This window comes from Streptomyces sp. JLBJ103 (assembly GCF_058215575.1).
Map to the genome: position 1 here is coordinate 4,472,846 of NZ_CM177089.1, position 26,819 is coordinate 4,499,664.

Genomic DNA, 26,819 nt, shown 5'->3' on the forward strand with positions numbered 1-26,819 from the left:
GACGCGGTAGCGGCTGCCGGGCCGGGTAAGCGGGCCGGGTAAGCGGGAGGGGAACGCGGTGTCGGAGGAAGGGCGGCTCATAGCCGGTCGCTACCGGCTGGTCGAGAAAGTCGGCCGCGGCGGGATGGGCACGGTGTGGCGGTCCGAGGACGAACTGCTGGGCCGCCAGGTCGCGGTCAAGCAGCTGCACGTCTCGATGCACCTGACCGACGACGAACTGACGACGCTGCACGAGCGCACCCGGCGCGAGGCGCGCAGCGCGGCCCGCATCACCCACCCCAATGTGGTGGTGGTCCATGACGTCGTGGACCACGAGGGGTTGCCGTGCATCGTGATGGAGTACGTGCCCTCCACCACGCTCGGCGATCTGCTCAAGGACGGCGGGAAGATATCCCCCGCCGACGCCGCACGTATCGGCCGCGGCATGATCGCCGCGCTGCGCGCCGCGCACGCGGCGGGCGTTCTGCACCGTGACGTCAAACCCGGCAACGTCCTGCTGGGCCCCGACGGCCGGGTCGTACTCACCGACTTCGGCATCGCGATGGCCACCGGCACCTCCACCCTCACCAAGACCGGTGAGGTCGTGGGATCCATCGACTACATCGCCCCCGAGCGGGTGCGCGGTCGCAAACCGGGTCCCGCGTCGGACCTCTGGGCGCTGGGGGCGACGCTCTATCAGGCGGTCGAGGGGCGGGCTCCGTTCCGCAAGCCCACCGCCATCGAGACCGGTTACGCCATCGCTGTCGACCCGCTGGAACCGCCGAAGCAGGCCGGGCCGCTGACCCCGCTGATCGAGGCGCTGCTCGCGAAGGACCCGGAGCAGCGGCCGTCGGCCGAGGACACCGAGCGGGCGCTGCGGATCCCGGCTTCGGAGGCGGACACGACGGCGCTGCCGCTGCCGGGGTTCGGCCCGCCGCCGGGTGAGACGCCGTCGGGGTCCACCACCCATGTGACCGCGACGCCCGGTACGCCGCCGGTACCGCACACTCCGGTGCCGCATACGCCGCCCACGCCGTACACCCCGCCGACGCCCCACACCCCGCCCACACCCCACACCCCTCCCACGTCGTATACGCCGCCCACGTCGCACACACCGCCCACCTCCGCCGTCGCCGCCCACGCGCCCGCCCAGGAAGCGCCGGGCGCGCCCCCGGGGCCCGGACACCCGGACTCCGGCCCGGCGCACGGCGATTCCGGGTCCACCCCCCTGCCGAAGAAGAGCCGCAGGCCGCAGTGGATCGCGGCGGGCGCCGCACTGTCCGTCGTGGCGGTCGCGGCCGGTGTCTACGTCTTCGGCCTGGACAAGGAGCTGCCCGGCGTCCAGGGTTCGGGGGACAAGGCCAGCACCTCCTCGGCACCCAGCAACACCAAGAAGCCCGCCTACACCCCGCCGCCGACCCCCGAGGGCTACCACCTGGTGAAGGAGAAGCAGCTCGGCGTCTCCTTCCCGGTGCCGGACGGATGGACCCGGGACACCGGCTCCGAAAGCGCCGTCGACGAGACCCAGCAGGTCCGTTACCTGGCCCCCGGGCGACTCGCCAGGCTCGAGATCGATGTCCTGGACCTCGCGCCCAAGGACCAGGTCTCACACTTCGAGGAGCTCGAAGTCGGGTTCAAGCAGAAGTATCCGATCTACCACCGGATGCGCCTCCAGAAGACGAAATTCCGGGACGAGCCCGCGGCGGTGTGGGAGTTCACCTTCCAGGGCACGGCACGGTTGTTCCGCGCGATCGACCTCGGCTTCGGCGAGGAGGGCGGCAAGCAGTACGCGATCTATCTGAGCGCACCGGACGCGGAGTGGGCGGAGTACCGCCCGATCTTCGACGTGGTCCGTGAGGGCTTCGTCGCCAAGTGAACGCGGACCGCGTGCCGCCTCGGGGAATGATCAGGGGCGACCCTGATACCGCTCCCGCCCCAGCCGTGTGACGATCGAGGGCATGACCGCCGCCGTGCCCCCGACCACCCCCGCCGAGCCGCCCCCGCGCAAGCTGTACCGCAGCGCGGAGGGGCGTCTGCTGGGCGGTGTGGCGCGCGGGCTCGCCGGGCACATGGGGCTGCCGGTCTCCTGGGTGCGGATCGTCTTCGTTGCCCTGTTCATGGCCGAGGGCTTCGGCGCCCTGGTCTACGCCCTGTTCTGGTTCATCGTCCCGCTCGGTGTCGGCGGCGTGGAGACGACCACCACCCGCCCGCTGGTCACCCAGGGCCCCGACGGCCGCCGCCGGATCCTGGCACGCAGGCCCGACAAGGGCCAGGTCCTCGCGCTGCTCGCCCTCCTCATCGGGATGGGGATCTTCGTCAAGGGCTTCCATCTGGGCCGTGCCAACACCTACATCTGGCCACTGCTGCTGATCGGCGCCGGCGTCGCCCTCTTCTGGCGGCAGGCGGACAACGCCCGCCGGGCCCAGTGGGTCGAGCTGAGCCGCAGCAAACGGGTGCTGCCGCTGGCCCGAGCCGCGGCGGGGGTGCTGCTGGTCGGGGCCGGGGTGACCGGCATCGTGGTGCTCCAGGGCTCGGCCAAGCACCTGGGGGCGGTGCTCCAGGCGGCTCTGGCCGTGCTCGTCGGCATCGCGCTGCTCGCCGGCCCCTATGTGATCCGGATGACCCAGGACCTCTCCGAGGAGCGGCTGATGCGCATCCGCGCCCAGGAGCGGGCCGAAGTGGCCGCCCATGTCCATGACTCGGTGCTGCACACCCTCACCCTGATCCAGCGGAACGCGGAGGACTCCCGCGAAGTCGCCCGGCTCGCCCGCGCCCAGGAGCGCGAGTTGCGCGCCTGGCTCTACAAACCCGAGGGCACCGGCAAGGACGAGGACGAGGAGCCGGACACCCTGGCCGAGGCCGTGAAGAAGATGGCGGCCGAGGTCGAGGACTACCACGGCGTTCCGATCGAGGTCGTGGTCGTCGGCGACTGCCCGCTGGACGAGCGGCTCGGCGCGCAGATCCAGGCCGCCCGCGAGGCGATGGTCAACGCCGCCAAGTACGGTGGCGAGGGCGGGGCCGTCCAGGTCTACGCCGAGGTTGAGGAGGCCACGGTCTTCATCTCCGTGCGCGACCGCGGCCCCGGCTTCGATGTGGACGCGGTGCCGGAGGACCGGATGGGTGTCCGTGAGTCGATCATCGGCCGGATGCAGCGCAACGGTGGCACGGCCAGGCTGAGGTCCGCGCCCGACGGGGGCACGGAAGTGGAGCTGGAGATGGAGAGGGCGACGACATGACCGAGGCGACGGACGGCACCCACAACAGCGACGCGACCGGCGCGGCGGGCGCGGACGCGGGCGCCGACGACAGCGCGTCGGCCCGCCGCGTCCGCGTGGTGCTCGTCGACGACCACCGGATGTTCCGCACCGGCGTCCAGGCCGAGATCGGCGAGACCGCCCGCACCGGTGTCGAGGTGGTCGGCGAGGCCGCCGATGTCGACCAGGCCGTCACCGTGATCGGCGCGACCCGCCCCGAGGTGGTCCTGCTCGATGTCCACCTCCCCGGCGGCGGAGGCGTCGAGGTGCTGCGCCGCAGCGCCGCCCTGATGGCCGACCCGGACCGCCCGGTGCGCTTCCTCGCCCTGTCCGTCTCGGACGCCGCCGAGGACGTCATCGGCGTCATCCGCGGTGGCGCCCGCGGCTATGTCACCAAGACCATCACCGGCACCGACCTGGTCAACGCGATCTTCCGGGTCTCCGACGGCGACGCCGTCTTCTCGCCCCGCCTCGCGGGCTTCGTTCTCGACGCCTTCGCCTCCAGCGACGCCCCACCCATCGACGAGGACCTCGACCGTCTCACCCAGCGCGAGCGCGAGGTGCTGCGGCTGATCGCCCGCGGCTATGCCTACAAGGAGATCGCCAAGCAGCTGTTCATCTCGGTGAAGACGGTCGAGAGCCACGTCTCGGCGGTCCTCCGCAAGCTCCAGCTCTCCAACCGCCATGAGCTGACCCGCTGGGCGACGGCCCGCCGTCTGGTCTGACGGGGCGGGCCCGCAAAGCGCTCTGACCGGTTTTCTTCGGCGTGCGGCTGGTTTCATCGACCCGTATGTCACGATGTCGGAAAGGGGGGCAGGCTCGGACAAGTTTGGTCACCATTCGGCCTGCGCTCGGGGGAATGAACCTGCAGGAGCGGGGGCGCTATGACCTGGCAGGAGTGGGACCAACTCAAGAAGACAGCGGCAGACCGGATGCACCTCGACTCCACCGGATCCGGGGGAGTCGACGGTGACCTCGTGGTGCGGGGGGATGACTTAGGCGCTGTTGGATCCGAAGCTTTCCGTCTCCACGGGGAGTTGAAAGCCAAAGCCGATCTGGCCGGCATCGGGGCCGACAAGCACGGGGACAGCTCCACAACACAGGCGGCCGCCAGTCTGAAGAAGCATGGATTCGCCATGGGGCCGGCCTTGGACAAGGCACTGAAGACCTGGTCGGTCCAGGTGAAGACAGTTTTGCAAGCGTGCGCCAATATTTCCAACCACTTGGACTACAGCAAGAAGAATTCGATGACCTGCATGCCGAAGCCAGCAGCATCTACCACGTGCTCGACGGCGCGAACCGGGAACTACGCCGCTTACAGCGGAAGATCACTCGACTGATCGACGCCGCCGGTGAGAAGGGCTTCACCGTCGCTGACTGCGGCCAGGGCCGAGTGCAGGGTGAGGACTTCTACCGGCCCGAGTGGGGAAGCGCGGAACCCGGATCAGGCGATCGCCGCACCTTCTGGCTGGCGTCAACCGTCGCCCTTCCCTTCATGGCGGTGCAGGACAACACGATGGCATCCAACTTGTTCAAACACTGGCTCGCCAACAGTGGTGACGCCGTGACCATCAACCCGGCCCAGGTGATGAACGATCTGCCGAAGTTCAAAGCGAAGGTCGGACAGGAGATCAAGCCGGGCAGGTTCGACAGCGGGTGCAACGTCTCGCTCGAAAAGGCCCTGCGCGACCACCGGGTAGACATTCCGGCGGGCGCGCAGGACGTGCAGTACTCGGCCAACAGCGAGTTGGAGGGCTATCCGTTCTTCCTGGAGTTCGAAGCTCCGTGTTCCGAGATGGGGGCCTTCTCCAAGAAGAACGGGCTGGAGCGCCTGCCGATGGAGAAGATGTGGGGGACGAACGCGGCCGTTGAGGCCCAGGAGAGCGGCTGGCGACACCGGAAGGGGGACTACGGGTTCCGTCGAGACTCAGGAACGACGGTGACGAGAATCCACGCCTTGGTGTCGCCCAGGGGTTCGGACTGCCACGTCTGGGTGGACAACTAGGCCCTGTCCTGTCGATCTTCGCGGGCCCGCGACGCCTGGCACCCTGCCTCGCCGCGTTATCGGGATCTTCCGAGTACGCCCAGTACATCCGCCTTGCGATCCACGGCACCAGACGCCGCAGGCTGATCCACGAAGATCGACAGGACAGGACCTAGCGGTCCGTAGCCCTCAGCCGCTCTTGCCGCCCGTCTTCTCCAGGGACTTCTTCGCCAGGTGGAAGGCGGGCAGCATCGCCTTGTGCTCGTCGGTGTCGAGTCCGCCGAGGTGGATGACCACACCACCGCTCTTGGTCATCACGGCCAGGGCGCGCTGCCGTCTGGTCTCTCCGGCGGACGGGTCGGTTACGGAGTAGCTCGCCTCGGTGGCGGGCAGGTCACCGGCCTTGGTCTCGCGGAAGCTGACCTTGCTCTCGAAGTTCTCGGCGGCCACGAACGCACGCAGCAGGGCCCGGGGTTCGCCGCCGGGGGCGGCGGCGCCCGTGGTGCCGGTGTAGACGCGCAGGAAGCCGATGTGTCCCGCGGGCTTGGCGTCCACCTCGCAGACGAGGGTGACCGGGCCCTGCTTCGCGAGCGGACCGATCTGGTCCTGGACCGCCGCGTCCACGGCCTCGGCCTTCCAGGACTTCTCCAGGCTGAACCGCACCGGCAGTTCACATGCGGTGCCCTTGTTGCCCAGCTTGGGCTGGGGCGGGGCCTCGGCCTTGTCGTCCTTGCCGTCCGTCTCGAAGAGACAGCCGGTCAGCGACCCCGCCAGGACCATGGCTCCGACCGCCCCCGCCACCAACCGCCGCCCATGCCGCATTTCGGTATATCCCCACCTGAGTGCACGATCGTTCGAAAATTCGCCGCAGCGTATCCGATGTCGTGTGCCGTGCGCTCCCGCTTATGCGCCGGGCGTTCCGCCGATGAGTGCGGCCAGGGCGGTGGGCAGGTCCGTACGGCAGGTGTCGGCGTTGTCAGCTGCCCAACTCACGTAGCCGTCGGGGCGGATGAGCAGGACGCCCGCATCCGGCGCCGTACCGAAGGCCCGCGCCCGGACCAGGTCCACCCGCTCCGGGAGTCGCGTCTCCGCCGGGACCACCCCGGCCAGGTCCAGCAGCACCGCGTGCCCCGCCCCGAACAGCTCCGACAGCCGTATCTCCTGGTCGGCCACGGACAGTCCGGTGTCCGGCAGCCGGGTGCCGGTGAGCGGATGCGTGCCCGGCAGTTCGTAGCGCAGGGACAGCCCCGACATCAGTCCCGCCATCTGGCGGTTGGCGTCCGGCAGTCGCAGCAGTTCGGTCATGATCTCGCGCAGCGCCGCCACATCCGGGCTCGGGGACGGGTTGGACAGCGCCCGCTGGGCCGAGGTGTGGTGCAGCACCCGGGCCGCCACCGGGTGCCGTTCGGCGTGGTAGCTGTCCAGCAGTCCGTCGGTGGACTCGCCCCGCACCATCGCGGCCAGCTTCCAGCCCAGGTTGAACGCGTCCTGCACGCCGAGGTTCAACCCCTGCCCGCCCAGCGGCGGGTGGATGTGCGCCGCGTCCCCGGCGAACAGCACCCGGTCCGCTCGGTAGCTCTCGACCTGCCGGGTGGCATCCGTGAACCGTGAGGAGTTGTCCACCCCGGCGAGTACCGTCTCCTCCCCGAACACCGCCCGCAGCGCCTCGGCGACCTCCTCCTCGGTCACCGGCGCGTCCCGGTCGGTCTCCGGCGTCTTCAGGTTCCCGAAGGTGAACCGGTACTTCCCCTCGCCCAGCGGGACCATCATCGACCAGTAGTCCTCGGTCTGCCGGGTCAGCGTGCTGATGTGCCCCACCGTGGCCGGGACCAGCGAGGAGGCCGACGACAGCCGGATGTCCGTCAGCACCGCCGCGTACGTTCCCGGGCGGCCCGGGAAGCCCAGATTCAGCAGCTTGCGCACCGTGCTGCGCCCGCCGTCGCACGCCACCGCGTACCGCGCCCGGGCGCGGCCGCCGTCCGACGTCGTCAGCGTCACCCCGTCGGCGTCCTGCTCGACCGCCATGACCGCGACCCCGCGCCGCACCTCCGCGCCCAGCGCGGTGGCCCGCTCCTCCAGCACTTCCTCGATCTCCCACTGCGGCAGCCCGATCGGGTACCGGTGGGCGGTGTCCCAGGGGGTGCAGTCCAGCGCCACCGGCAGCATCGCGAAGTGTCCGGTCGCCGTCTCGTCCCGGGGCGTGGCCCGCTCCAGCATCGGCGCCAGCAGCCCGCGCAGCTCCAGCATCTCGGCCGTACGCGGCTGGATGGTCCCGCCCTTCACCTGCTTCAGCCGCTCCTCCAGCCGCTCCAGCACCACGGCCCGGACCCCGGCCAGCGCCAGTTCGTGGGCCAGCGTCAGCCCCGTCGGCCCCGCGCCCACGATCACGACGTCCGTCTCGATCTCCGTCATCACAGCCTCCATCACAGCCTCCGTCATCACAGCGCCCGGTTCGCTTCACTCAGTAGGAATGTATACCAGGTGCAGAAATCTACCAAGTGCAGTGCACCTGATATCGTCGACACCGTGACCGACCAGCCCGGACTGCGTGAGCGCAAGAAGCAGCGAACCCGTACGGCGATCTCCGAAGCGGCGATCGCCCTCTTCCTGGAGCACGGCTTCGCCGAGGTCTCCGTGGCCCAGATCGCCGAGGCCGCCGAGGTCTCCAAGCGCACGCTCTTCGCGTACTTCGCGGCCAAGGAAGACCTCGTGGTGCACCGCCTGGCCGACCACGAGACCGAACCCGCCCGGGTGGTGCGGGAACGTCCGCCGCACACCACCCCGCCGGGCGCCCTCCGCGCGCACTTCCTCGACGGGCTGCGCCGCCGCGACCCCATCACCGGTCTCTGCGACCATCCCGCGGTCCGCGCGCTGACCGGGCTGATCTTCGAGACCCCGACCCTGGTCGACCGCATGCAGCGCTTCAAGGTGGGCAGTGAACAAGCCCTCGCGAAGGCCCTGCGCGACACCACGGAGGTGTCGGACCTCGTCGCCCACGTGGCCGCCGCCCAGCTCATCGCCGTCCAGTGGACGCTGTCCAAGGACAACTTCGCGTGCGTGTCCTCCGGTCAGAGCGCCGACGCGCGCTACCTGGACGCGGTCCGCGACGCCGAGCGCGCCTTCGAGCTGTTGGAGAACGGTCTCGCGACCGCGTTCACGCCCCCTCGAGCAACTTGAGTTCGAACCACACCGTCTTGCCGATGCCGCAGGCGCGCGGCTCGGCGTCCCAGCCGTCCGCCAGTGCGGTGAGCAGCGCCAGTCCGCGCCCCGACTCGTCCTCGGGCCGGGCCTGTCGGGGTTGAGGCATCACGTCGCTGGCGTCCGACACCTCCACCCGCAGCTTCTCGTCACCCACTACGCAGCGTGCGCGGAGCTCCCGGCCTAGGGAGACGCGGGCGTGTTTGCACGCGTTCGTCATCAGCTCGCTGAGGAGGAGTACGGCCGTCTCCGCCCGCTCCTTGGGGAGGTTCCAGGAACGCGCCTGTTCGCGGAGGAGCGTCCGGGCGCGACCGACGCTGCGGGGGTGGCGGGGCAGACGCCATTCGATGTCCCTCGGAGGTGGGGGGTTGGGGCATTCATGGCCGGAATGCTGCTGGCCAGGCGTAGGCTCGCGCAGTAACGACGCAGGTACGGAGCGTGCGCGTACGTGAAGTGACTCAGGGAGGGAGGGCCAGGTAGGTGACCGTCATGGAAGGGAGTTCCCAGCCGCCGATGTCCTGGCGGTACTGCGGAAATCAGCTCAATCAGTGAGTTCGCGGATGTAGTTTCGCCCGCATGAGCGAACTGGTGCAACGAGCGCAGTGGGGCAAGCTGGACGGCATGAACTGGGCTGGTCTGACCCGGCTTTCGACTGAGGAAGCGGAGGGCGAGCCGTTAGAGGCGGACGGCCAGGGTGCCGCATCGCGGTTCATAACTGGACGCGACATCAAGAGCACTGCCGAGCAGGAGAAGGACAACCGCGAGTTCGTCACGGAGCGCGGGGGCCGATACGTCTACACCTATACCGAACCGGACACCTCCGCATGGAAGCGCAGGCCGGTGCGCCTGCCTGACGGGCGGGTGGTGCACCGCGTCATCCGGCCGGTCTTCGAAGGGGCGTTGGAGGACCTCAAGAGGGGGCGGGCGCCCAACGGGGAGCGCATCGACGGCTTGATCGTGTACGACATCGACCGCCTGACCCGTGATGCCCGACACCTCGAAGACGCCATCGAGATCGTGGAGCACTACCACCGGCCGATCATCGACATCACCGGCACGCTGGATCTCCTGACGGACAACGGCCGCGCCATGGCGCGGGTCATCGTCGCGATGGCCAACAAGCAGTCGGCCGACACTGCCCGACGAGTAAAGCGGAAGCACAAGGCCATGCAGCAAGAGGGAATCCCCGGGGGCGGGCCGCGCCCCTTCGGATGGCAGGAAGACCGCCGCACGCTCCACCCGGAGGAGGCCAAGTTCCTACGCGACGCGGCACGCCGTCTGATCGAGGGTGCGCCCCGATACGCGGTCGTGTCCGAGTGGAACCGAGAGGGAGTCATCACGGCGAACGGCAAGAAGTGGAACGTGCAGATCCTCAGGAAGGTGCTGAGTAACCCTCGTATCTGCGGTTACCGTTCGCGCACTGCATCGAGGTCGATGCGGAGACAGGCACGCAGAGCAGGCACACGGCCATCGTCCACGACGACAAGGGAAACCCGGTCGTGGGGCAGCAGCAGGCAATACTGAGCCCCTCCGAGTGGCAGGCCCTCATGGCGATTTTCGAAGAGGTGCCCATGAGAGGGCAGGGACACAATGCCCGCACCTACCTTCTGACGGGCACGTTGCGCTGTGGCAAGGACGATTGCGGTACGAAACTTCGGGCCATGAAAGCATCACCGGCCAAGAAGAAGCCGGAGGGCTACTTCTATTACATGTGCCCGGGGAAGGCGACCGGGCGGGGGTGCGGGGGCGTACTCATCCCCGGCCCCGAGGCCGATGAGCTGGTGAGAAAGCTGGTCATCGCCAAGCACGAGGAAGAGGCGGCAAGTCGTGAGGCGGTGACGACCCCGGAGGTCTGGCCCGACGAGCAGAAGCTAGTGAACATCGGTGAGGACATCGCGGAACTGAGGCAGGCCCGTAAAGACCGACTCATCAGTGCACAGCGTTATTACAAGGATCTCGCCGAATACGAGGCCGAAGAGCAGCAACTCACCAAGAACCGCAACGCGTGGCAACGCAAGTCGCTTGCCACCCAGGGCAAGCCCATTGAGATGGCGAAAGAATGGAGCCGGGCTGATATCACGCTTGCGGAGAAACGCGCCTACGTAGAGCGCGCCTTCACTGCCATTGTTGTCCTGCCTTCTGGTAAGGGGAAGCGGATTCCGCTGCGTGACAGGCTGGTCCCGCTGTACGCCGACGAGGAGTGACAGCGGGGCCAGCCAAGGGCCCGTCACGAGGCGCGTGGACGAGAGCGTGGGGTCCCACGTTCCGAGACGTTGATCCGCATGGCCGCGTTCATGCGCCGCCACTTCCGGTCAGACCACTTCGGAGCCTTCCGCGCGTGCTCTCTGGCCCATGCCCAGTCGTCGGCATCGTCTGAGGGGGCCGCAGGGGCCGCGTAAGCGCCGGATGCGTCGCTCGCTTCCTGTCCCGCATGACCGTCTCTCTCCGGCCCGGCAGAGGGCAGGGACGATTCGGTGGAGGCGCGGGTGGGCGTGTTGTCGCCGGTTATTGGGCACCCTCCAGGGTGTGTAGGCCGATGGATCCAAGCGGGCGATCATGTGTGCCCCTCTCGTTCGTTTTCCGATAGACGCCCTGGTCAGAGCGCTAGTCTTTGGTCCTTACATGGTCCCAGGCAGGACCGACACCCACGCCGGGAGGAACGGCCCGCATCCGGCCCGCCGGGCAGCCATCGAGGTCGCCCCCTCCGAAGGTCATGACACCTCTGCGAGGCCAGCCGGTCCCGCCGCTGCCGACGACCGATCGCCAGGCATCCGGCGAAGTGTCGAAACTTGTCTTCACTTACTCAAGGGCGCGCCATTCGGCGCGCCGGGCGGTCCGGCCGCCTCTCCGGGCTGCGGCGTGGCCGCCGGTCCCGTCGGGCGGCCACCGCCCGCACGCCATCGCGCGATGAGTGCGCAGGAGACGGCCGACCGCCGTCGGGGCTGGGGGCGTTGTGGCTGGGGCCGACGGCCTCCGAGGCTTTACGCAGCCACCACGGGGCGAGCCTCTAAGAACAGGGGGCCGATCGGTCGCAAACGCGGGCAGGTCCACAGACCCGCCCGATTCGCCGGGCCAGCGTAAGGCCCCTGTTCTCTCGCCCCGTGGCAGCTCCCGCCCAAAGCCTCTACGGCCGGCGGCGGTGCCCACCTGCACCTTTACGGCACCGCGCGACCCGCCACCGGCCACCCCGCTCTGCCCAGCCCAGCCGCCGTCACTCGCGCCAGCATCGCTATCTCACGCGCCGTCGCGGCCGACAACTCCAGCCGCACCACCCCCGTCCCGTCTGTTCCGGCAGAGGCCCGCAGTCGTGCCCCAGTCGTGTCCACTCCGACGAGCCGTAGCGCGTCGTCCAGCTCGGCCGCGGACTGTCTCGCGTCGCGCCAGCCGCTCATGTAGTCCACTGCGCGCACCCACATCCCCGCGTCCAGGTCTGCCGCGTCACAGTCGAACCCGTCGTCCCCAGGGCCGCACATCGTCCCAAGTCCCTTTCTTCGCAAGCCGCCTGACACTGAACATCACGGGCCGCGTCGAACGAAAACACGACGACGACCCCGGTACCATCGGCACCGGGGTTCGTCATGATCCCCAGCCGGACCACCCCACTTGCTTCCAGGCGCGGGGGTGGTCCGGCGTTGTATCTGGGTGTTGTGACTGTGCGGTTCTGAAGGGCTCAGTACCGCTGTCGCCCACTGGGATAGCGGATTGTCTTCCGGCACTCGGGGGCATCCACCGGCGGAGTCTCCGGAGCGAGGGCGAAGCACAGGCCCGCGTGGAGCTGTTCCGCCTCATCCACGGACAGCACCAGCGGAGCGAGTGCCACATGCTTGCCCAGCCGGACGATCCCGAATGGCACCGTGAGACACCCGTCTAGATCACGCCGCACGCGTAGTCCCGCCCGGGTGGCCTCGAGCCGCCACCCGGACGAGAACCGCCGATCCGGGCTCACTCGTCCACCTCACTCGCTCCAGCCGATCCATCGTCGTCGGACACCGGCAGACGCCTGCCACGACTCTCCGCAACCCGGAGAGCATCACGCAGTGCCTCAGACAGGCACTTGACAAGGAACCGCAGTTCCTCTTGGCCGACCTTGTGATCTGCGAGCATCTCGCCCGCGTGGCCGAGGAGTCCGGAGCCGACCTTGAGCTGAACCTCTTCCATCTCATCGGCCAGCTTGGACAGATGACTACTCCCGTCCTCGTCCGAGACGAGGTAACACCGCTTCCCGGCCGGGCTCGGCCATGGCAGCAATCGGGGACGCATGCTCACCTCGCCACCGCCTGCGCACGGTGGCTCCCGTGCCGCCTCTCGTGGGCCACCACGTAGGGCCGGACAAGGCCGGTGTCCACAGATTGCGGATGCCTTGCGCATTCCCGGCGGGATGATCGGCTTAGCTCCCCGCCCATGGGAAGCGCCTTCCGCCCCGAACGCCACCACCCCAGCGTTGAGGCACCCCGCCATGTCGGGCATGCTGACCCCAGAGCCCGCGCTGTGGGAGGTCGCAGAATTGGCACGCCGCACGCACGCTACCGATGTGGGACCGACAGACCTTGACACGATCGCCCAAGCGATCGACCAGTTGTGTCGCGCCTACCCCTACATGCCAGCCGATCAACTCCACCACCAGACGCGCGCGGGTATCCGTCATGTCACCGACATGCTGCAAGGCCGCACAACCCTGTCCCAGCACCGTGAACTCCTCGTGTCGGCGGGCTGGTTGTTCCTTCTCGGCGGATGCCTCGAATACGACATGGGGCAGCGCCCGGCCGCAGAACTGAGCCGCGCCGCCGCTCTGCGCATCGGTCAGGAGGCCGGGCACGGCGAGATCACGGCATGGTCGTGGGAACTCGGTGCATGGTTCGCGCTGACCCAAGGGCGTTACTCAGAGGGAATCGACTGCGTCAACGCCGGGCACCAGGCCGACTCGACACACAGCATCGGCGTGCAGCTCTACGCCCAGGGCGCCAAGGCGTATGCCCGCATGGGAGACGCCCGTCAGGTCCGCGCCATGCTCGACGCCGGACGTGCCCGCCTCGAACGGTTGCCCCGACCGGAGCACCGCGAGCACCACTTCGTGATCGACCCCGATAAGTGGGACTTCTACGAGATGGACGCGTATCGCCTACTCGGCAATGACGAGCGCGCGGCCGTTCATGCTGATGAAGTCGTACGCCTGGGAACGGGCCCGGACGGTACCGAAGTCTCGCCTATGCGTGTCGCGGAAGCCCGGCTCACGCTCGGTGTCGCCGCCGCCCGCTCGGGCGAGCTGGAAGAAGCGGTAACTGTCGCCGGACGCGCCCTTGAGACTCCCCGGAAGTCCCTGCCATCCCTGCTGACGGTGGCCGGGGAACTTGCCGATGAACTTGATCACCGATACCCCCGCGAATCCATCACCCGGGAGTTCCGGGACCAAGTGGCGCACATCGCGGCGGGGGCACAGTCCCTGCCGGAAGCGTAGGACCGCATCCCGCTCGGTGGCCGAGTCCGAGACGAACGGCCAGGTCACCGAGGGTGGCCAGAAACTACATCCACCGAAGCATTGCAAGATGTGGCGCACACAGGCGGGTGTCACGAGGGAGGAGTTGGCGAAGGAGGCCAACTACGAGTTCGAGAGCATCAAGTCGATGGAGCAGGGGCGGCGGAAGCCGACCTTGCGGGTGCTTGAGGTCGCGGACCAGATGTTTGGGGCGCGGGGGTTGTTGATCGCGGCGAATGAGTATCTGAAGCCGGAGAAGTTCCCGACGTATTCGCAGGATTTCATGCGGTACGAGGCCGAAGCGATCGTGCTGAACTGGTACGAACCTTTGCTCATTCCGGGTCTGTTGCAGACCGAGGAGACGGTCAAAGCATTGCTCCATGCACACCTTCCGGTGCTGGACGACGAGACGATCGATGAGCGACTTGCGGCACGGTTGGAGCGCCAGTCCCTGCTGGACAAGCAGACGAAGGCGTTCAACTTTGTGATGGGGGAAGCGGCGCTGCGCTACCCCGTCGATGAGATGGATGTCCACCTTCGACAGTTGAACCGCTTGCTGGAGATGGGTGGGCGGCGGAACGTGACCATCCAGGTTCTGCGGCTCGGGGGTGCTCACCCCGGGCTTAACGGGCCATTCGTCCTGCTGGAGACAGCGGAACACGAGCGCATCGCCTACGTGGAGGCTCAGGAGACGGGCATGTTGTCCGCAGACCCGGCGAAGGTCAGTATCGTCACGCAGCGGCATGCCACGATCATTCGGCGGGCCCTCGGCCCTGAGGATTCGTCGGACTTCATCAGAAAGTTGGCGGAGGAACTATGAGCGACGGACTCGTGTGGTTCAAGTCCAGCTACAGCGACACAGGCGGCGGCGCCTGCGTCGAGGTCGCCATGTCCTGGCGTAAGTCCAGCTACAGCGACACCCAGGGCGGCAACTGCGTCGAGGTCGCCACCTCCTGGCACAAGTCCAGTCACAGCAACAGCGAAGGCGGCGCCTGCGTAGAGGTCGCCGCCTGTCCCCACACCGTCCACGTCCGTGACTCCAAGCAGGAGTCCGGACCTCAGCTGACGCTCACCCCCACCGCCTGGGCCGAGTTCATAGCCATCAGTCGCGTTTGAGGGCGACGCCGCCGTACATCGAGACGTCCGCGTCACGTACGCCCTCACTGGCGCCCCGCTCGTCGGGGCGCCAGTGGTGTACGAGGGTGATGCCGGGGTCGAGCAGGTCCAGGCCCTCGAAGAACCGTTCCGTTTCCGCCTTGTCGCGGATCTGGAGGGGGATACCGCGTTCGTTGTACTCGCGGCCGACCCCCGCGACCCCCTCCGGGTTGGAGTCGCCGGTGAAGATCGTGAGGGCCAGGAAGCTTCCCGGAGCCAGCTCGGACATCAGGCGGCGGACGATCCCCTGGGGGTCGTCCTCGTCGAGGACGAAGTGCATGATCGCGATGAGGGACAGGGCGACCGGCTGCTTGAGGTCCAGGACCTCCTGGAGTTGCCGGGATCCGAGGATGGAGTCGACGTTGCGGATGTCCGCGTCGATGTATTCGGTCCGGCCCTCCGGCGTGCTGGTCATGAGATGGCGGGCGTGGGTGAGCACGATGGGGTCGTTGTCCACGTACACCACCCGCGCCTCGGGGGCCACTTCTTGGGCGACCTCGTGGAGGTTCGGCGAGGTGGGGATACCGGTGCCGATGTCCAGGAACTGGCGGATGCCGTGTTCCCGGGCGAGGTAACGCGTCACCCGGTGCATGAAGATCCGGGTCTGTTTCATGGAGATCGGGAGGCTGCGACAGGCCCGTGCCGAGGCGTCGCCCGCGGCGCGGTCGGGGGCGTAGTTGGTCTTGCCGCCGATGAGGTAGTCATAGACGCGGGCGGAGTGGGGGATGTCCGTCCGCAGATCGACCGGGGGCTGGGCGAACTCCGACTTTGATGACATCCAGTTCGTGCCCGACATCTTCGTTCGCCCCAATCATCAGCCTCTGAACAACTTGCTTACGTTGTCCGGTCGTTGACCATCGTAAGAGCCCTTCCGTCGCGGCGGGGTCCTTGCGTTCCCAAAGGCGCCGGCCGCGCAGGTGGATCAGCCGAAGCCGAAGCCCTTCGGCACAGCGACGTCAAGGGTGTCCTTGACCATGGCGAGGGCCGCCCCCAGAGGGCTGGAGGCCCCGCCGCTCACCGTGATGTCACCCGCCTCACAGCCGTAGACCACGGCCTTCTCCGGACCCCGGAGGGCGTGGAGCGGGTCACCGGGGACGGTCTCCTCCAGCCGGACCCGGACCAGGAGGGGTTCCCCGGCCGAGGCGGTCGCGACGGCGCGCACCCGGTGGCCCCGTTCGGTGGCCACGCGGGCCGCCTCTGTCGTACCGTCGTCGATCACCGCGCCGTCGAGGTCCGTCCGGACGGCCGCCGCGTCCCAGCCCCACAACAGGGCTGCCAGCAGCCGGGCCTTGGTGGCGGCGTCCGCGCCGGAGAGGTCGGCCGACGGATCGGCCTCGGCGATACCGCGGCGCCGGGCCTCGGCGACGGCGGCGGGGAAGGTGTCCCCGGCGGCCAGGCGGTCCAGGACGAATGTGGCGGTGCCGGTGGGGCAGGCGCGGAGCGTACGGCAACCGAGGCCGCGTACCCCGGTCCTGGCCATGTCCGCGGCGGGCAGCGCGGCACCGGTGGCGCCCGAGATACGGATCAGGGCGCCGCCCTCGGCCGCCGCTCGGCCCAACTCGGCCCAGTGGCTGAGCAGATGGCTCTTGGTGGCGGAGACGACATGGACCCCGCGGCGCAGTGCGAGCAGCGCGTCGGCGGCGGCCTGCTCACGCACCGCCGGAGAGGACGGCACCGCCTGCGCCAGCACCACCGCCCCCGTACGCTCCAGGGTTTCGGCGAGCGGCGGCAGCGGGCCCGGCGCCAGCCGGGGCGCGGGGCGCTCGGCCGCGCTGGTACGGACGGCGGCGAGCCGCAGCGGGGTGTCGCCGGACGCGTTCAGGAGGCGGTCGGCATAGGCCCGGCCCACCGGGCCGTAACCCGACAGCACCACCGGGGCTTCAGAGGACATGGCACACATGGCCCCAGTCTCCACCGGCCGCGTTTCCGCAGCCCACGCCGGGGCGCTGCGCTACGCGGGGCGGGTTGCGCCCGCGAAGGGCATCTGGTCGATGGGGGCCACGCGGACCGGGGCGCCGGGGTGAGGGGCGTGGATCATGCGGCCGTTGCCGATGTAGATCCCGACGTGACTGATGCCCGAATAGAAGAAGACGAGGTCGCCGGGGGTCAGTTGGGAGCGGCTGATCCGGTGGCCCGCGTTGATCTGGGTGTAGGTGGTGCGCGGCAGTGAGACCCCGGCGGCGCTCCAGGCGGCCTGGGTGAGTCCGGAGCAGTCGTAGCCGTGGGGACCGGTGGCGCCCCAGACGTACGGCTTGCCGAGGGCCCCGTAGGCGAAGGCGATGGCGCGGGCGGCCCGGCCGGTGGTGGCGGTGGTGGCGGCGGGGGCCGGGGCTGTGTGGCCGGCTTGGGTGGCCTCAGTGCTGGGCTCGTGGGCCTGGGCCCGGAGGCGGTGGCGCTGCTCCGCGGTCAGCCGGTCCAGGAGCCGGTCGGCGGCGGCGAGTTTCTTCTCGATGGCCTGTTTGTGGCGGGAGAGCGCCTCCTGCGAGGCGCGCAGTTCGGCCAGCCGGTCGGCCGCCGCGGTGCGTACCTGGCGCAGCGCCTTCTGCTGGCGGGTGATGCCGCTGATGGTGACGGCCTGGCGCCCGGCCGCGCGCTCCGCGAGCGAGGCCCGCTGGAGGTATTCGTCGGGGGAGGAGGACAGCGCGAGCTGGAGGGTGGGGGCGACGGTACCGGCCCGGTACTGGGCGGTGGCGTACGCGCCGAGGGTGTTGCGCGCGGTATTCAGCCGGGCGGTTCTGCGGGCGGCCTCGTCGCGGAGTTCACCCAGTGCGCGGCGGGCCGTGTCGGCCTTCTCCCGGGCGCCGTTGTACTTCTCGGTGGCCTCTTCGGCCTCCTGTTGGTACCGGTCGACCCTGGCCTTCACCTGAGCGGTGGTGAGATGGGGGTCGGCGTGCCCGGTGCCCTCGAGGGTGGTCGCGGAGGCGGCGCCGGTGAGGGCGAGGAGCGCGGCCGTCCGGGCGGTGCTGCTGACGAGCGAGCGTTTGGGCTTGCTGCGCGACTTCCTGTGCGACGCCACGGCGGCGGTACACCTTCCTGGCTGAGTGGGTGGTGCTGGTGGTCCTGGCTGGGTGGGTAGTCCTGGCTGAGCGGGTGGTGCTGGTCTGTCGGGGACCGGGAGATGGCAGCCCACCCAAGAGGCGGGGACCCTCCGTTGACGGGAGGCGGACTGCCATCTGGAGGAGGAAGCTAGGCCGGGGGACGGGGGCGGTGCGGGGTGATGCACGGGAATGGACGCATTTCGTCGTTCCTGTGCCATGGGCTGATCACGGGACGTGCGGGGTGGGTGGCACTGCGTGGTGGCCGTGACCGAAGCCGGGATCAGGGCCCACCCAGGTGAAAGGTGGTGCTATGTGCGGCGCTAGTGTCCGTGCGTATGGACGTCCTCATCAATGCCTTTGTCGGTTTGCACATCGTCGGTATAGCCGCGCTGCTGGGCGGATTTCTCTCCCAGATGAAGCAGATGAGTGCGGGCACCGCACGGATGACCCCCGGAATGCTGCACGGGGCGCTGACCATGCTGGTGACCGGAGTGGCACTGGTCGGCCTCAACCAGGCCGACGGCGGCGCCGTCAACAACATCAAGATCGGGGTCAAGCTGGCGCTGTTGATCGTGGTGCTGTGCCTGGTCTATGTGAAGCGGGACGAGGAGAAGGTGGAGTCGGCCGCGTTCGGGGCGGTCGGTGCCCTCACCACCGTGAACATCTTCATCGCCGTGCTGTGGACCTGATCTTCCCCGGTCGCCGCCCACTTCGATCAATAACGGCTTGATACCGCATATCAATTCGTGCGCAACCCTTTGCACTCGCGAGCTGTCTTAAGAGCACAAGACGGCCGGAGGGAGCGGGTAATGGGGGTAGTGGGGGCGCACAGAGGGCTCACGAGCGACAAGGGCCCAGGGTTTTTCAGGCGGTTCGGGACCAGGCGGATACGGCGTACGGGAGTCGCGCTGGGTCTGGCGGGGATGGTGATGCCGCTCGCGGTCGCCCTCGCCACCCCGGCTCAGGCCGCACCGTCGTGTACGACGAGCGCCGGGCCGTATCAGAAGAAGGTCGAGAAGTTCCTCGGCCGCCCGGTGGACGGACGGCAGTCGCGCACCGACTGCCTGGCGATCCAGAAGTTCCAGATCAACAACGGCATCAGCCCGACCATCGGCTATGCCGGGCCCATCACCTGGGGGGTGATGAGCCTGAAGAACGCGCAGCGGGCGGCGGGCCACAACCCCAACGCGGCGGGGAGGTGCCCCACCAACAGGGGCCGGATCGCCTGCGTTGACCTCACCCGCCAGCTGAGCTGGGTCCAGGACGGCTCCCGGCTGGTCTACGGACCGGTGCCGGTGCGCACGGGGCGTGACCGCTATGAGACCCGGACGGGTCTGAAGAAGATCTACTGGCGGGACATCGACCACTGGTCGACGATCTACGACGTCGCCATGCCGTACAGCCAGTTCTTCGACGGCGGTCAGGCGTTCCACTCGATCGCGGGGAGTGTGTGGTCCCCGCCCGGCTCCCATGGCTGCGTCAACATGCGTAAGGGCGACGCCAAGAAGTACTGGAGCCTGCTGAGGAACGGCGACGACGTCTACGTCTACGGCCGCAAGCCCGGCACGTAACGGCCTGCGGCCCGCGCTCGGCGTACGGCCACGCGCCCCCGTCCCAGCTGCGCAGCTGGGACGGGGGCGCGTGCCATGCATGGTGCCGAGGGTCCGCCCCTCACACGACGGGGCGCGGCCCGGACGTCAGGCGGGGCGCACGCTGCCGTAGATCGGCATTTCGGTGATCGGCGCCTTCTTCACGGTGTCACCCGGCTTCGGCGCGTGGATCATCATCCCGTCGCCGATGTAGAGCCCGACATGGCTGATGTCGTCGTAGAAGAAGACCAGATCGCCTGGTTTGAGGTCGGACGTCGACACCCGCGTCCCGACCTTCACCTGGTCCCAGGTGGTGCGCGGCAGGGACACCCCGGCGGACTTCCAGGCCGCCTGGGTCAGCCCCGAGCAGTCGAAGGAGTTGGGGCCGGTGGCGCCCCAGACGTACGGCTTGCCGATCTGTGCCTGGGCGAAGGCGACCGCCTGCGCCGCCTTGGTGCTGGTGGAGGGGGCAGGAGTGGAAGGAGCGGACGGCGTGGACGAGCCGGAGCTGTCGTTGGACTCCTGCTGCCGCTGACGTTCGGCCGCGGCCTGCCGCTGACGTTCGGCCTCCGCCTGCCGCTGCTTCTCGGCGAGTGCGGCCGCCTTGCGCCGGGCCTCCTCCTGCTTCGCCTTCTCGATCGCCGCCAGCCGTGCCTTCTCCTTGGCGGTCAGGTTCGACAGCAGGCGCCGCGCCTCGGACAGCTTGGTCTGGACGGCCTGCTTCTTCGTCTTGAGCGTCTTCTGCGACGAGGTCAGCGAGGCGAGGCTCTTGGTGGCGGTGGCGCGCTCCTTGGCCGCCTTGGTGCGCTCCGTCTGGAACTCCTCGACGGCCTCCTTCTGGCGGCCGGTGAGCCGGTCCATCAGATGCGACTGGTCGAAGACGTCGCGCGGGTCGGAGGAGAAGAGCATGGCGGCGGTGCTGGTGGCCATGCCGCCGCTGCGGTACTGGGCCGCGGCGTAGGTGCCGAGCGTGCGCCGGGCCTCGTTGAGCTTCTCGGTGCGCTTGGCGACGCTGTCCAGCAGCTTGTCGACCTTGGCGCGCTGGGTCTCGGTGCGCTCCTTGGCGGCGTTGTAGCCCTGGGTGGCGCTCTCCGCCTGGTGGTAAAGGGTGTCGACCTTCTTCTTGACCTCTTCGATCGACTGGGTGGCGGGCTTGGGATCGCCGGGCGCGGCGTTCGCCGCCTGGGAGAGCAGGGTGACCGAGGCCAGGGCGGCCGTGGTGACCCCGACGGCGGTCCGGCGGCTCTGACCGTTCAGCGCTGCCGGTATTCGGGTCCGCGGCTTGCGGTGCGACGCCAAGGGAGGCGACTCCTTCCGTGGACCGCCTACCGGGTTAGCTGTCGGGTTCGGGCGGAACGGAAGGCTGCCCTACGGCCCGTCCGGGCGGCACGGTGTGCCGTCGCCGGGCCGATTCACCCCGGTGGAACGTGTGGGTCCCCGGCTCCGGCTGCCTCGCGACGTGGCCGGACTCGGCGGAGGCCGTCCGTGCCGACGTGGTTCGCCGACAGGTGTTCGGACTGCCTGACGGAGGACGGTAGCCAACTCGTGGGGCTCCTGTGAAGGCTGGTGTTCCTTTTGCCCGAAACCGTTTCGTGATGTTCGCACGTAGGCTGTCAGTGGCGCGGCCTAGACTCGGTGAGCGATGAGCAGCCTCTTTGACGACAGCTTCCTGGCGGACCTCGGACCCTCGGGCGAGGAGCCCCCACCGCCCGAGGACCACGAGCACCACGAGGGCCCCGAGCACCACGGTCCCGGCGGTGGTGAGGACGTACCGCACCACCTCTTCAGCGGCGATTTCGACGCGCCCGTGCCGAGCGTGCCCCGGGAGGCGTACTACCGGGACGGCGCGGCGCGGCCGGCCGTGGACCCGGCGGCCCTGCTCGAGGGGCTGAACGAGCAGCAGCGTGCCGCCGTGGAGCACACCGGCTCACCGCTGCTGATCGTCGCGGGCGCCGGTTCCGGCAAGACCCGGGTGCTCACCCACCGCATCGCGTATCTGCTCGGCGCGCGCGGAGTGCACCCCGGCCAGATCCTCGCCATCACCTTCACCAACAAGGCCGCGGGCGAGATGAAGGAGCGGGTGGAGGAGCTGGTCGGACCACGGGCGCATGCCATGTGGGTCTCCACCTTCCACAGCGCCTGTGTGCGCATCCTGCGCCGCGAGTCCAAGAAGCTGGGCTTCACCTCATCGTTCTCGATCTACGACGCGGCCGATTCCAAGCGGTTGATGGCGCTGGTCTGCCGGGATCTGGACCTGGACCCCAAGCGGTTCCCGCCCAAGTCCTTCAGCGCCAAGATCTCCAACCTGAAGAACGAGCTGATCGACGAGGAGACCTTCGCCGGGCAGGCCGCGGACGGCTTCGAGAAGACGCTCGCCGAGGCGTATGCGATGTACCAGTCGAGGCTGCGCGAGGCCAACGCGCTGGACTTTGACGACATCATCATGACCACGGTCAATCTGCTCCAGGCGTTCCCCGATGTCGCCGAGCACTACCGCCGCCGGTTCCGCCATGTGCTGGTCGACGAGTACCAGGACACCAACCACGCGCAGTACACCCTGGTGCGCGAGCTGGTCGGCACGGACACCGAGGAGACCACGGCCGGCGAGCTGTGCGTGGTGGGCGACGCCGACCAGTCCATCTACGCTTTCCGCGGCGCCACCATCCGTAACATCCTCCAGTTCGAGGAGGACTACCCGGACGCGCGGACCATCCTGCTGGAGCAGAACTACCGCTCCACACAGACCATCCTCAGCGCGGCCAACGCGGTCATCGAGCGCAATGAGAACCGCCGCCCGAAGAACCTGTGGACCGAGGCCGGTGCCGGGGCCACCATCACCGGCTATGTGGCCGACACCGAGCACGACGAGGCCCAGTTCGTCGCCGATGAGATCGACCGGCTGACGGACGCGGGCGACGCCAAGGCGGGGGATGTCGCCGTCTTCTACCGCACCAACGCCCAGTCCCGTGTCTTCGAGGAAATCTTCATCCGCGTCGGGCTGCCGTACAAGGTCGTCGGCGGAGTGCGCTTCTACGAGCGCAAGGAGGTCCGGGACGTCCTCGCCTATCTGCGGGTGCTGGCCAACCCCGAGGACAACGTCCCGCTGCGCCGCATTCTGAACGTGCCCAAGCGCGGTATCGGCGAGCGCGCCGAGGCGATGATCGACGCGCTGGCGCTGCGCGAGAAGATCACCTTCCCGCAGGCGCTGCGCCGGGTCGACGAGGCGTACGGCATGGCCGCCCGCTCGGCGAACGCGGTGAAGCGGTTCAACACGCTGATGGAGGAGCTGCGCACCATCGTGGAGTCGGGCGCGGGCCCGGCCACGGTGCTGGAGGCGGTGCTCGAGCGCACCGGCTATCTCGCGGAGCTCCAGGCGTCCACGGACCCGCAGGACGAGACCCGGATCGAGAACCTCCAGGAGCTGGCCGCCGTGGCCCTGGAGTTCGAGCAGGACCGGGGTGAGGAGAACCCCGGTACGCTCGCCGAGTTCCTGGAGCAGGTCGCGCTGGTCGCCGACTCCGACCAGATCCCGGACGAGGACCTGGAGGGCACCGGGGTCATCACGCTGATGACGCTGCACACGGCCAAGGGTCTTGAGTTCCCCGTCGTCTTCCTCAGCGGTCTGGAGGACGGCGTCTTCCCGCATATGCGGGCGCTCGGTCAGACCAAGGAGCTGGAGGAGGAGCGGCGGCTCGCCTATGTGGGGATCACACGCGCGCGCGAGCGGCTGTATCTGACGCGTTCGACGATGCGGAGTGCGTGGGGGCAGCCCGCGTACAACCCGCCCTCCCGCTTCCTGGAGGAGATCCCGGACCAGTATGTGCGGTGGCGCCGGACCGGTCCGGCCACCCCGTCGGCGTCCATGGGCGCCATCGCGGGCGGCTCCGGGTTCTCGGGCGGCGGGCTCTCGGGCGGTGGGTCGTCGCGGACGCGCGCGGGGGCGAGCGGTTTCGCCACCCGGCGGGCGAAGGAGCGGCCAGCCGTCTCCCTGGCCATCGGCGACCGGGTCACCCATGACAGCTTCGGGCTCGGCACCGTCGTGGCGGTGAAGGGCAGCGGGGACAACGCGGAGGCCACGATCGACTTTGGCGACGAGAAGCCGAAGCGGCTGCTGCTGCGGTACGCGCCGGTCGAGAAGCTGTAGCTGGAGGGGCGGACTTCAGGGGCGGACTTCGGGGGCTGGGGTGACGACGGGGGCGTTCGGGGGGCGCGTCGAGGTTACGACGGGTTGAGGCCGTGGCCGCGCAGCCAGGGCAGCGGGTCGACGGCCGCCCCGCCCCCGGGGTGCACCTCGAAGTGCAAGTGCGGGCCGGTGGAGTTGCCCGAGTCCCCGGAGAAGGCGATGGTGTCGCCCGCCTTGACGGTCCCGGAGCGGATCTTGGCGCTGCTGAGATGGCAGTACCAGGTCTCCGTGCCGTCCGGACTGGTCAATATGACCATGTTGCCGTAGGCGTCGTTCCACTGGGTCCGCACGGTGCCGTCGGTCGCGGCCATGACGGGGGTGCCGTAGCTGACCGGGAAGTCGATACCGGTGTGCAGGGACATCCAGTTGATGCCCGCCTGGCCGTAGGTGGCGCTCAGGCCGTGCTCGGCGACGGGGAGCGCGAACTTGGGGCGCAGTGCCTCCTTGCGCGCGGCCTCCACGGCCTTGCGCTTCTTCTCGGCGGCCTGGCGTGCCTGGAGGTCGATGCGCTCCTGGGTGCGGCTGGCGCGGTCCCGGAAGTCGTCGGCGCCTTCGCGGACTTCGGCGAGCTGGCTGTCCAGCTTGCTGTTGGCGGCGGCGGCCTTGACGGGCGGCGCGGCGGGGGCGGCCTGGGTGGCCGAACTGTCCTTCTTGTCGTTGCTCATCCCGACGGAGGCGGCGGCCACCGCGCTGACGCCGAGGGCGCAGACGGACGGGACGGCGACGGTGAGGAGCGCGGAGCGTTTGGGGCGGGCCGACACGGTGCGTCGGCGGGCCCGGCCGTTGCCGCCGCCGCTTCCACGGCGTGCGGACTGCGCTGTGCGCGAAGGCGACGGCGCGGACAGGAGCGTCACGTCGGCATCGGGCGCGGGCTCGTGTTCGGCCGCCGCCTCGGGTTCTGGTTCGGCCTCGCGGACGCCGGGGTGGTCGTCGTGGGGTGCGTCGTGGGCCCCGTCGTGGTGCGTGTCCTGCGGTGTCTCGTCGCCGGTGGCGAAGGCGGTGGTGTCCCAGAACTGGGTCTGGCCGGTGTTGACGCCCGAGGTCATGTCCGGGCCGTCGCAGGAGTCGTAGGACTCGAAGGTCTCGTAGGCGCCGGTGTCGTAGCCGGTGTTGTCGAGCGCGGCGGAGTCGTGGAGGCCGGTGGCGTCGTGGAGCGCGGTGGCGTCCTGTAGGGCGGTGGCGTCGAACGCGGTGGTGTCGTACGCCGTGCCGGAGTTGTCCCACTGTGCGGGGATCTCGATGTGGCCGGTGGCGTCGGTGCCCCACGCGTGGATGTCCCACTGCCCACCGGTCTCCGCGGTCGGCTGCGACGGGATGTCGGTCGGCAGCTGATAGCCGGAGGCGGCCCACATCGTGGTGGTGTCGTAGGCGCCGGTCTCGAAGTGGCCGGAGTGGCCCATGTCGTACGTACCGGTCATCTGCTGACCGGTGACGTCCCACTGCGAGGCGTCGTACTGGCCGCTGTGCCCGGCGGCATAGCCGTCGTAGGAGCCGTTGCTTCCGGGGAGCGCGCCGAAGAGCGGGTCCCCGTCGCCGTAGGCGGCGCCGAGTTGGTCGAAGCTGCCGGTGGAGTAGCCGTCGTACCCGACGTGGCCGTGCGCTGTGTCCTGCTGCTGACCGTATGCCTCGTAGTACGGATATGAGGCGTCAGGAGCGGGGTCGGCCGGGTTGGAGCCCACCGACGGGTGACGGTCGTTCACCACCAACTTCTCTTTCGCCTCGGCAGCAGGAGAATTAGCGGCGACTGTACCCGGCGGTACGCGGCAGCGACAATCTTCAGCAAGTTTTGAGCATCATGGGAAAGGGCATTTGGTCGTCTTTCGGCGGACTGTACGCGCTTCCTTGGCCGGGCGTTCGATTATTGTTCGGCAATTTCCGTCCCCGCGCGGCCTTTGCGCTCCCGTCGTCGGGCCGCCGTCGGGCCGCGGTCGGGTCCCTGGGCCGGGCCGCGGTCAGGCCACCGAGAAGGTGTCCGGTGTGTCCGCCGGGGCCTCGTCAGCGGTGTCCAGGGCCTCCAGGACTCCGGCGGCGACCGCGGAATGCACTGGTAGGGCGAGATGTCCGATTCCTCTGACGCGAATGTTCCGGGAGATCACATCCGGATGGTCTATCCGGGCCGTCTCCGCCGGGATCATCAACTGATCCGCATCGCTCCAAAAAGAGATCATGCGCGTACGGCATTCGGGGGCAGGCTGCCGCAACTCCGCTATCACATCGGAGTCCGGGCACATCTGACGCACGAGCGGATGTGCGGACAACAAGGGCGCCGCGCGCGTTCCCGCGTGTGGGGTACCGAGCGTCACCAGGGAGTGGACGCGGAGATCGCCACCGAGCCGCTGGACGTAGTAGCGGGCGATCAGTCCGCCCAGGCTGTGGCCGATCACATCGACCCGGCTGTGGCCGGTGCGGGCGCAGACCTCTTCGATATGGCGGGCGAGGAGCGCGGCGGCGGTGCGCAGGTCGCAGGTGAGCGGCGAGTAGTTGAGCGCTTCGACATGCTGTCGGCCGTGCCGGTGCAGAGCGCGGCGCAGCAGGACGAAGACGGAGCGGTTGTCGATGAAGCCATGGAGCAGGACGACGGGGCGGTGGGCCCGGCCCTCGGTGGGGAGCCGGGCGGCGGCGTCGGGCGGCGGCGGAACGGGCGGTCGCTCCGGCAGGATGCCGGTCGGGTAGAGCACCAGATGTCCGGCGAGGATCGCCAGGTCGAGGGTGATGGCCCGAAAGCATATGAGGCCCATGGCGGCCGACCTCCCGGTGTGCCCGCACGGGCAGCCGTGGACGTGGCCGTGAGCATGGCCATGCCCATGGGTGAGGTCATGGCCATGGTGAACGTCATGGCGGTATGACCGCACCGCCGCACCGTGCTGCGCCATGCCCATGCCCATAACTGCCGATGGCGATGAGCGGCGCTGCGCGGTGCGGCGGTCCCCGCTGCGGCTCCCCTTGTGTGGCCGACCCGGCGTCCG

General features: G+C 69.1%; 26 protein-coding genes and 1 riboswitch. Of the genes, 14 read left to right on the plus strand and 12 right to left on the minus strand.

Translation table 11 applies throughout. The annotated features are described in order from the left end of the window. Positions 1 to 58: 58 nt before the first annotated feature. The 5 genes from AC4BEG_RS19735 to AC4BEG_RS19755 all read left to right on the plus strand — a co-directional run bounded on the left by AC4BEG_RS19735 (position 59) and on the right by AC4BEG_RS19755 (position 5,238). A complete protein-coding gene (locus tag AC4BEG_RS19735) occupies positions 59 to 1,855 on the plus strand; it encodes a serine/threonine-protein kinase (RefSeq protein WP_490701069.1) in 1,797 nt (598 codons plus the stop codon). Between the two features lie 82 nt (positions 1,856 to 1,937). After that, positions 1,938 to 3,215: a PspC domain-containing protein gene (locus tag AC4BEG_RS19740; protein WP_490701070.1), complete on the plus strand. Its 1,278-nt coding sequence runs from the start codon at positions 1,938 to 1,940 to the stop codon at positions 3,213 to 3,215. Beyond that, positions 3,212 to 3,958: a LuxR C-terminal-related transcriptional regulator gene (locus AC4BEG_RS19745; protein ID WP_490701071.1), complete on the plus strand. Its 747-nt coding sequence runs from the start codon at positions 3,212 to 3,214 to the stop codon at positions 3,956 to 3,958. The genes AC4BEG_RS19740 and AC4BEG_RS19745 overlap by 4 nt, the downstream gene beginning before the upstream one ends. 159 nt (positions 3,959 to 4,117) lie before the next feature. Beyond that, positions 4,118 to 4,573: a hypothetical protein gene (locus AC4BEG_RS19750; RefSeq protein ID WP_490701072.1), complete on the plus strand. Its 456-nt coding sequence runs from the start codon at positions 4,118 to 4,120 to the stop codon at positions 4,571 to 4,573. Continuing rightward, positions 4,516 to 5,238, plus strand: a complete 723-nt coding sequence (locus AC4BEG_RS19755; RefSeq protein WP_490701073.1) for a hypothetical protein — start codon at positions 4,516 to 4,518, stop codon at positions 5,236 to 5,238. The genes AC4BEG_RS19750 and AC4BEG_RS19755 overlap by 58 nt, the downstream gene beginning before the upstream one ends. Before the next feature lie 168 nt (positions 5,239 to 5,406). Here AC4BEG_RS19755 and AC4BEG_RS19760 read toward each other — a convergent pair whose 3' ends face one another. Beyond that, positions 5,407 to 6,039: a lipoprotein gene (locus tag AC4BEG_RS19760; protein ID WP_490701074.1), complete on the minus strand. Its 633-nt coding sequence runs from the start codon at positions 6,037 to 6,039 to the stop codon at positions 5,407 to 5,409. Positions 6,040 to 6,120: 81 nt separating this feature from the next. Further along, positions 6,121 to 7,629, minus strand: coding sequence for an FAD-dependent monooxygenase (locus tag AC4BEG_RS19765; protein ID WP_490701075.1), 1,509 nt, complete (start codon positions 7,627 to 7,629; stop codon positions 6,121 to 6,123). Between the two features lie 114 nt (positions 7,630 to 7,743). Between AC4BEG_RS19765 and AC4BEG_RS19770 the strand changes: the two genes are divergently transcribed. After that, a complete protein-coding gene (locus AC4BEG_RS19770; RefSeq protein ID WP_490701076.1) occupies positions 7,744 to 8,394 on the plus strand; it encodes a TetR/AcrR family transcriptional regulator in 651 nt (216 codons plus the stop codon). Here AC4BEG_RS19770 and AC4BEG_RS19775 read toward each other — a convergent pair. Next, positions 8,372 to 8,833 (minus strand): ATP-binding protein, encoded by a 462-nt coding sequence (locus AC4BEG_RS19775; protein ID WP_490707134.1) that lies wholly within the window; start codon positions 8,831 to 8,833, stop codon positions 8,372 to 8,374. The genes AC4BEG_RS19770 and AC4BEG_RS19775 overlap by 23 nt on opposite strands. A gap of 158 nt (positions 8,834 to 8,991) precedes the next feature. Here AC4BEG_RS19775 and AC4BEG_RS19780 point away from each other — a divergent pair, with 158 nt between their 5' ends. Continuing rightward, positions 8,992 to 9,939, plus strand: a complete 948-nt coding sequence (locus tag AC4BEG_RS19780; protein WP_490701077.1) for a recombinase family protein — start codon at positions 8,992 to 8,994, stop codon at positions 9,937 to 9,939. After that, the gene (locus tag AC4BEG_RS19785) at positions 9,915 to 10,619 is read left to right on the plus strand and encodes a recombinase zinc ribbon domain-containing protein (RefSeq protein WP_490701078.1); all 705 of its coding nucleotides are present in this window, start codon (positions 9,915 to 9,917) and stop codon (positions 10,617 to 10,619) included. The genes AC4BEG_RS19780 and AC4BEG_RS19785 overlap by 25 nt, the downstream gene beginning before the upstream one ends. A gap of 951 nt (positions 10,620 to 11,570) precedes the next feature. On the opposite strand, the gene AC4BEG_RS19790 is transcribed toward AC4BEG_RS19785, so the two are convergent. From AC4BEG_RS19790 to AC4BEG_RS19800, 3 genes are all read right to left on the minus strand, one after another. Continuing rightward, positions 11,571 to 11,888 (minus strand): hypothetical protein, encoded by a 318-nt coding sequence (locus tag AC4BEG_RS19790; RefSeq protein WP_490701079.1) that lies wholly within the window; start codon positions 11,886 to 11,888, stop codon positions 11,571 to 11,573. Positions 11,889 to 12,085: 197 nt separating this feature from the next. Then, positions 12,086 to 12,268: a hypothetical protein gene (locus AC4BEG_RS19795; RefSeq protein ID WP_490701080.1), complete on the minus strand. Its 183-nt coding sequence runs from the start codon at positions 12,266 to 12,268 to the stop codon at positions 12,086 to 12,088. Positions 12,269 to 12,357: 89 nt separating this feature from the next. Beyond that, on the minus strand, positions 12,358 to 12,675 hold the full coding sequence (locus tag AC4BEG_RS19800; RefSeq protein WP_490701081.1) for a hypothetical protein: 318 nt from the start codon (positions 12,673 to 12,675) through the stop codon (positions 12,358 to 12,360). On the opposite strand from AC4BEG_RS19800, the gene AC4BEG_RS19805 reads away from it, so the two are divergent. From AC4BEG_RS19805 to AC4BEG_RS19815, 3 genes are read left to right on the plus strand one after another with little or no spacing between them, the layout of a single operon-like run. After that, a complete protein-coding gene (locus tag AC4BEG_RS19805) occupies positions 12,674 to 13,870 on the plus strand; it encodes an NsdA family TPR-like regulatory protein (protein WP_490701082.1) in 1,197 nt (398 codons plus the stop codon). The two genes, AC4BEG_RS19800 and AC4BEG_RS19805, sit on opposite strands and share 2 nt — an antisense overlap. Positions 13,871 to 13,886: 16 nt before the next feature. Then, positions 13,887 to 14,708 carry a helix-turn-helix domain-containing protein gene (locus AC4BEG_RS19810; protein ID WP_490701083.1) on the plus strand — a complete coding sequence of 274 codons (822 nt, stop codon included), beginning with the start codon at positions 13,887 to 13,889 and terminating at the stop codon, positions 14,706 to 14,708. After that, the gene (locus AC4BEG_RS19815; RefSeq protein ID WP_490701084.1) at positions 14,705 to 15,004 is read left to right on the plus strand and encodes a DUF397 domain-containing protein; all 300 of its coding nucleotides are present in this window, start codon (positions 14,705 to 14,707) and stop codon (positions 15,002 to 15,004) included. Before AC4BEG_RS19810 ends, AC4BEG_RS19815 begins: the two co-directional genes overlap by 4 nt. Here AC4BEG_RS19815 and AC4BEG_RS19820 read toward each other — a convergent pair. The 3 genes from AC4BEG_RS19820 to AC4BEG_RS19830 all read right to left on the minus strand — a co-directional run bounded on the left by AC4BEG_RS19820 (position 14,991) and on the right by AC4BEG_RS19830 (position 18,059). Continuing rightward, positions 14,991 to 15,821, minus strand: a complete 831-nt coding sequence (locus AC4BEG_RS19820) for an SAM-dependent methyltransferase (protein WP_490701085.1) — start codon at positions 15,819 to 15,821, stop codon at positions 14,991 to 14,993. The genes AC4BEG_RS19815 and AC4BEG_RS19820 overlap by 14 nt on opposite strands. 144 nt (positions 15,822 to 15,965) lie before the next feature. Continuing rightward, positions 15,966 to 16,934, minus strand: coding sequence for a homoserine dehydrogenase (locus AC4BEG_RS19825; RefSeq protein ID WP_490701086.1), 969 nt, complete (start codon positions 16,932 to 16,934; stop codon positions 15,966 to 15,968). 60 nt (positions 16,935 to 16,994) lie between these two features. Then, positions 16,995 to 18,059 (minus strand): C40 family peptidase, encoded by a 1,065-nt coding sequence (locus AC4BEG_RS19830; RefSeq protein ID WP_490701087.1) that lies wholly within the window; start codon positions 18,057 to 18,059, stop codon positions 16,995 to 16,997. A gap of 357 nt (positions 18,060 to 18,416) precedes the next feature. On the opposite strand from AC4BEG_RS19830, the gene AC4BEG_RS19835 reads away from it, so the two are divergent. Then, complete coding sequence (locus AC4BEG_RS19835; RefSeq protein WP_201870706.1) at positions 18,417 to 18,770, plus strand: hypothetical protein; 354 nt, start codon at positions 18,417 to 18,419, stop codon at positions 18,768 to 18,770. A 234-nt stretch (positions 18,771 to 19,004) separates the two neighbouring features. Next, a complete protein-coding gene (locus AC4BEG_RS19840; RefSeq protein ID WP_490701088.1) occupies positions 19,005 to 19,652 on the plus strand; it encodes a L,D-transpeptidase in 648 nt (215 codons plus the stop codon). A gap of 126 nt (positions 19,653 to 19,778) precedes the next feature. Here AC4BEG_RS19840 and AC4BEG_RS19845 read toward each other — a convergent pair whose 3' ends face one another. Further along, entirely contained in the window at positions 19,779 to 20,969 is a 1,191-nt protein-coding gene (locus AC4BEG_RS19845) for a C40 family peptidase (protein WP_490701089.1), read from the minus strand. A gap of 8 nt (positions 20,970 to 20,977) precedes the next feature. Beyond that, positions 20,978 to 21,155: riboswitch (cyclic di-AMP (ydaO/yuaA leader) on the minus strand. 157 nt (positions 21,156 to 21,312) lie between these two features. Between AC4BEG_RS19845 and pcrA the strand changes: the two genes are divergently transcribed. After that, positions 21,313 to 23,814: a DNA helicase PcrA gene (gene pcrA / locus AC4BEG_RS19850; RefSeq protein ID WP_490701090.1), complete on the plus strand. Its 2,502-nt coding sequence runs from the start codon at positions 21,313 to 21,315 to the stop codon at positions 23,812 to 23,814. A 74-nt stretch (positions 23,815 to 23,888) separates the two neighbouring features. Here pcrA and AC4BEG_RS19855 read toward each other — a convergent pair whose 3' ends face one another. Together AC4BEG_RS19855 and AC4BEG_RS19860 are read right to left on the minus strand one after the other, a co-directional pair. Then, positions 23,889 to 25,553, minus strand: coding sequence for a M23 family metallopeptidase (locus AC4BEG_RS19855; protein ID WP_490701091.1), 1,665 nt, complete (start codon positions 25,551 to 25,553; stop codon positions 23,889 to 23,891). A 252-nt stretch (positions 25,554 to 25,805) separates the two neighbouring features. Beyond that, positions 25,806 to 26,591, minus strand: a complete 786-nt coding sequence (locus AC4BEG_RS19860) for an esterase/lipase family protein (RefSeq protein ID WP_490701092.1) — start codon at positions 26,589 to 26,591, stop codon at positions 25,806 to 25,808. Between the last annotated feature and the right edge of the window lie 228 nt (positions 26,592 to 26,819).

Excerpts from the sequence above, each read along its gene's own strand:
- AC4BEG_RS19740 (WP_490701070.1), top strand. The coding sequence starts at position 1,938 with ATGACCGCCGCCGTGCCCCCGACCACCCCCGCCGAGCCGCCCCCGCGC.
- AC4BEG_RS19745 (WP_490701071.1), top strand. The coding sequence starts at position 3,212 with ATGACCGAGGCGACGGACGGCACCCACAACAGCGACGCGACCGGCGCG.
- AC4BEG_RS19750 (WP_490701072.1), top strand. The coding sequence starts at position 4,118 with ATGACCTGGCAGGAGTGGGACCAACTCAAGAAGACAGCGGCAGACCGG.
- AC4BEG_RS19760 (WP_490701074.1), bottom strand. The coding sequence starts at position 6,039 with ATGCGGCATGGGCGGCGGTTGGTGGCGGGGGCGGTCGGAGCCATGGTC.
- AC4BEG_RS19765 (WP_490701075.1), bottom strand. The coding sequence starts at position 7,629 with ATGACGGAGATCGAGACGGACGTCGTGATCGTGGGCGCGGGGCCGACG.
- AC4BEG_RS19780 (WP_490701077.1), top strand. The coding sequence starts at position 8,992 with ATGAGCGAACTGGTGCAACGAGCGCAGTGGGGCAAGCTGGACGGCATG.
- AC4BEG_RS19790 (WP_490701079.1), bottom strand. The coding sequence starts at position 11,888 with ATGTGCGGCCCTGGGGACGACGGGTTCGACTGTGACGCGGCAGACCTG.
- AC4BEG_RS19805 (WP_490701082.1), top strand. The coding sequence starts at position 12,674 with ATGCTCACCTCGCCACCGCCTGCGCACGGTGGCTCCCGTGCCGCCTCT.
- AC4BEG_RS19800 (WP_490701081.1), bottom strand. The coding sequence starts at position 12,675 with ATGCGTCCCCGATTGCTGCCATGGCCGAGCCCGGCCGGGAAGCGGTGT.
- AC4BEG_RS19815 (WP_490701084.1), top strand. The coding sequence starts at position 14,705 with ATGAGCGACGGACTCGTGTGGTTCAAGTCCAGCTACAGCGACACAGGC.
- AC4BEG_RS19820 (WP_490701085.1), bottom strand. The coding sequence starts at position 15,821 with ATGTCATCAAAGTCGGAGTTCGCCCAGCCCCCGGTCGATCTGCGGACG.
- AC4BEG_RS19825 (WP_490701086.1), bottom strand. The coding sequence starts at position 16,934 with ATGTCCTCTGAAGCCCCGGTGGTGCTGTCGGGTTACGGCCCGGTGGGC.
- AC4BEG_RS19835 (WP_201870706.1), top strand. The coding sequence starts at position 18,417 with ATGGACGTCCTCATCAATGCCTTTGTCGGTTTGCACATCGTCGGTATA.
- AC4BEG_RS19840 (WP_490701088.1), top strand. The coding sequence starts at position 19,005 with ATGGTGATGCCGCTCGCGGTCGCCCTCGCCACCCCGGCTCAGGCCGCA.
- pcrA (WP_490701090.1), top strand. The coding sequence starts at position 21,313 with ATGAGCAGCCTCTTTGACGACAGCTTCCTGGCGGACCTCGGACCCTCG.
- AC4BEG_RS19860 (WP_490701092.1), bottom strand. The coding sequence starts at position 26,591 with ATGGGCCTCATATGCTTTCGGGCCATCACCCTCGACCTGGCGATCCTC.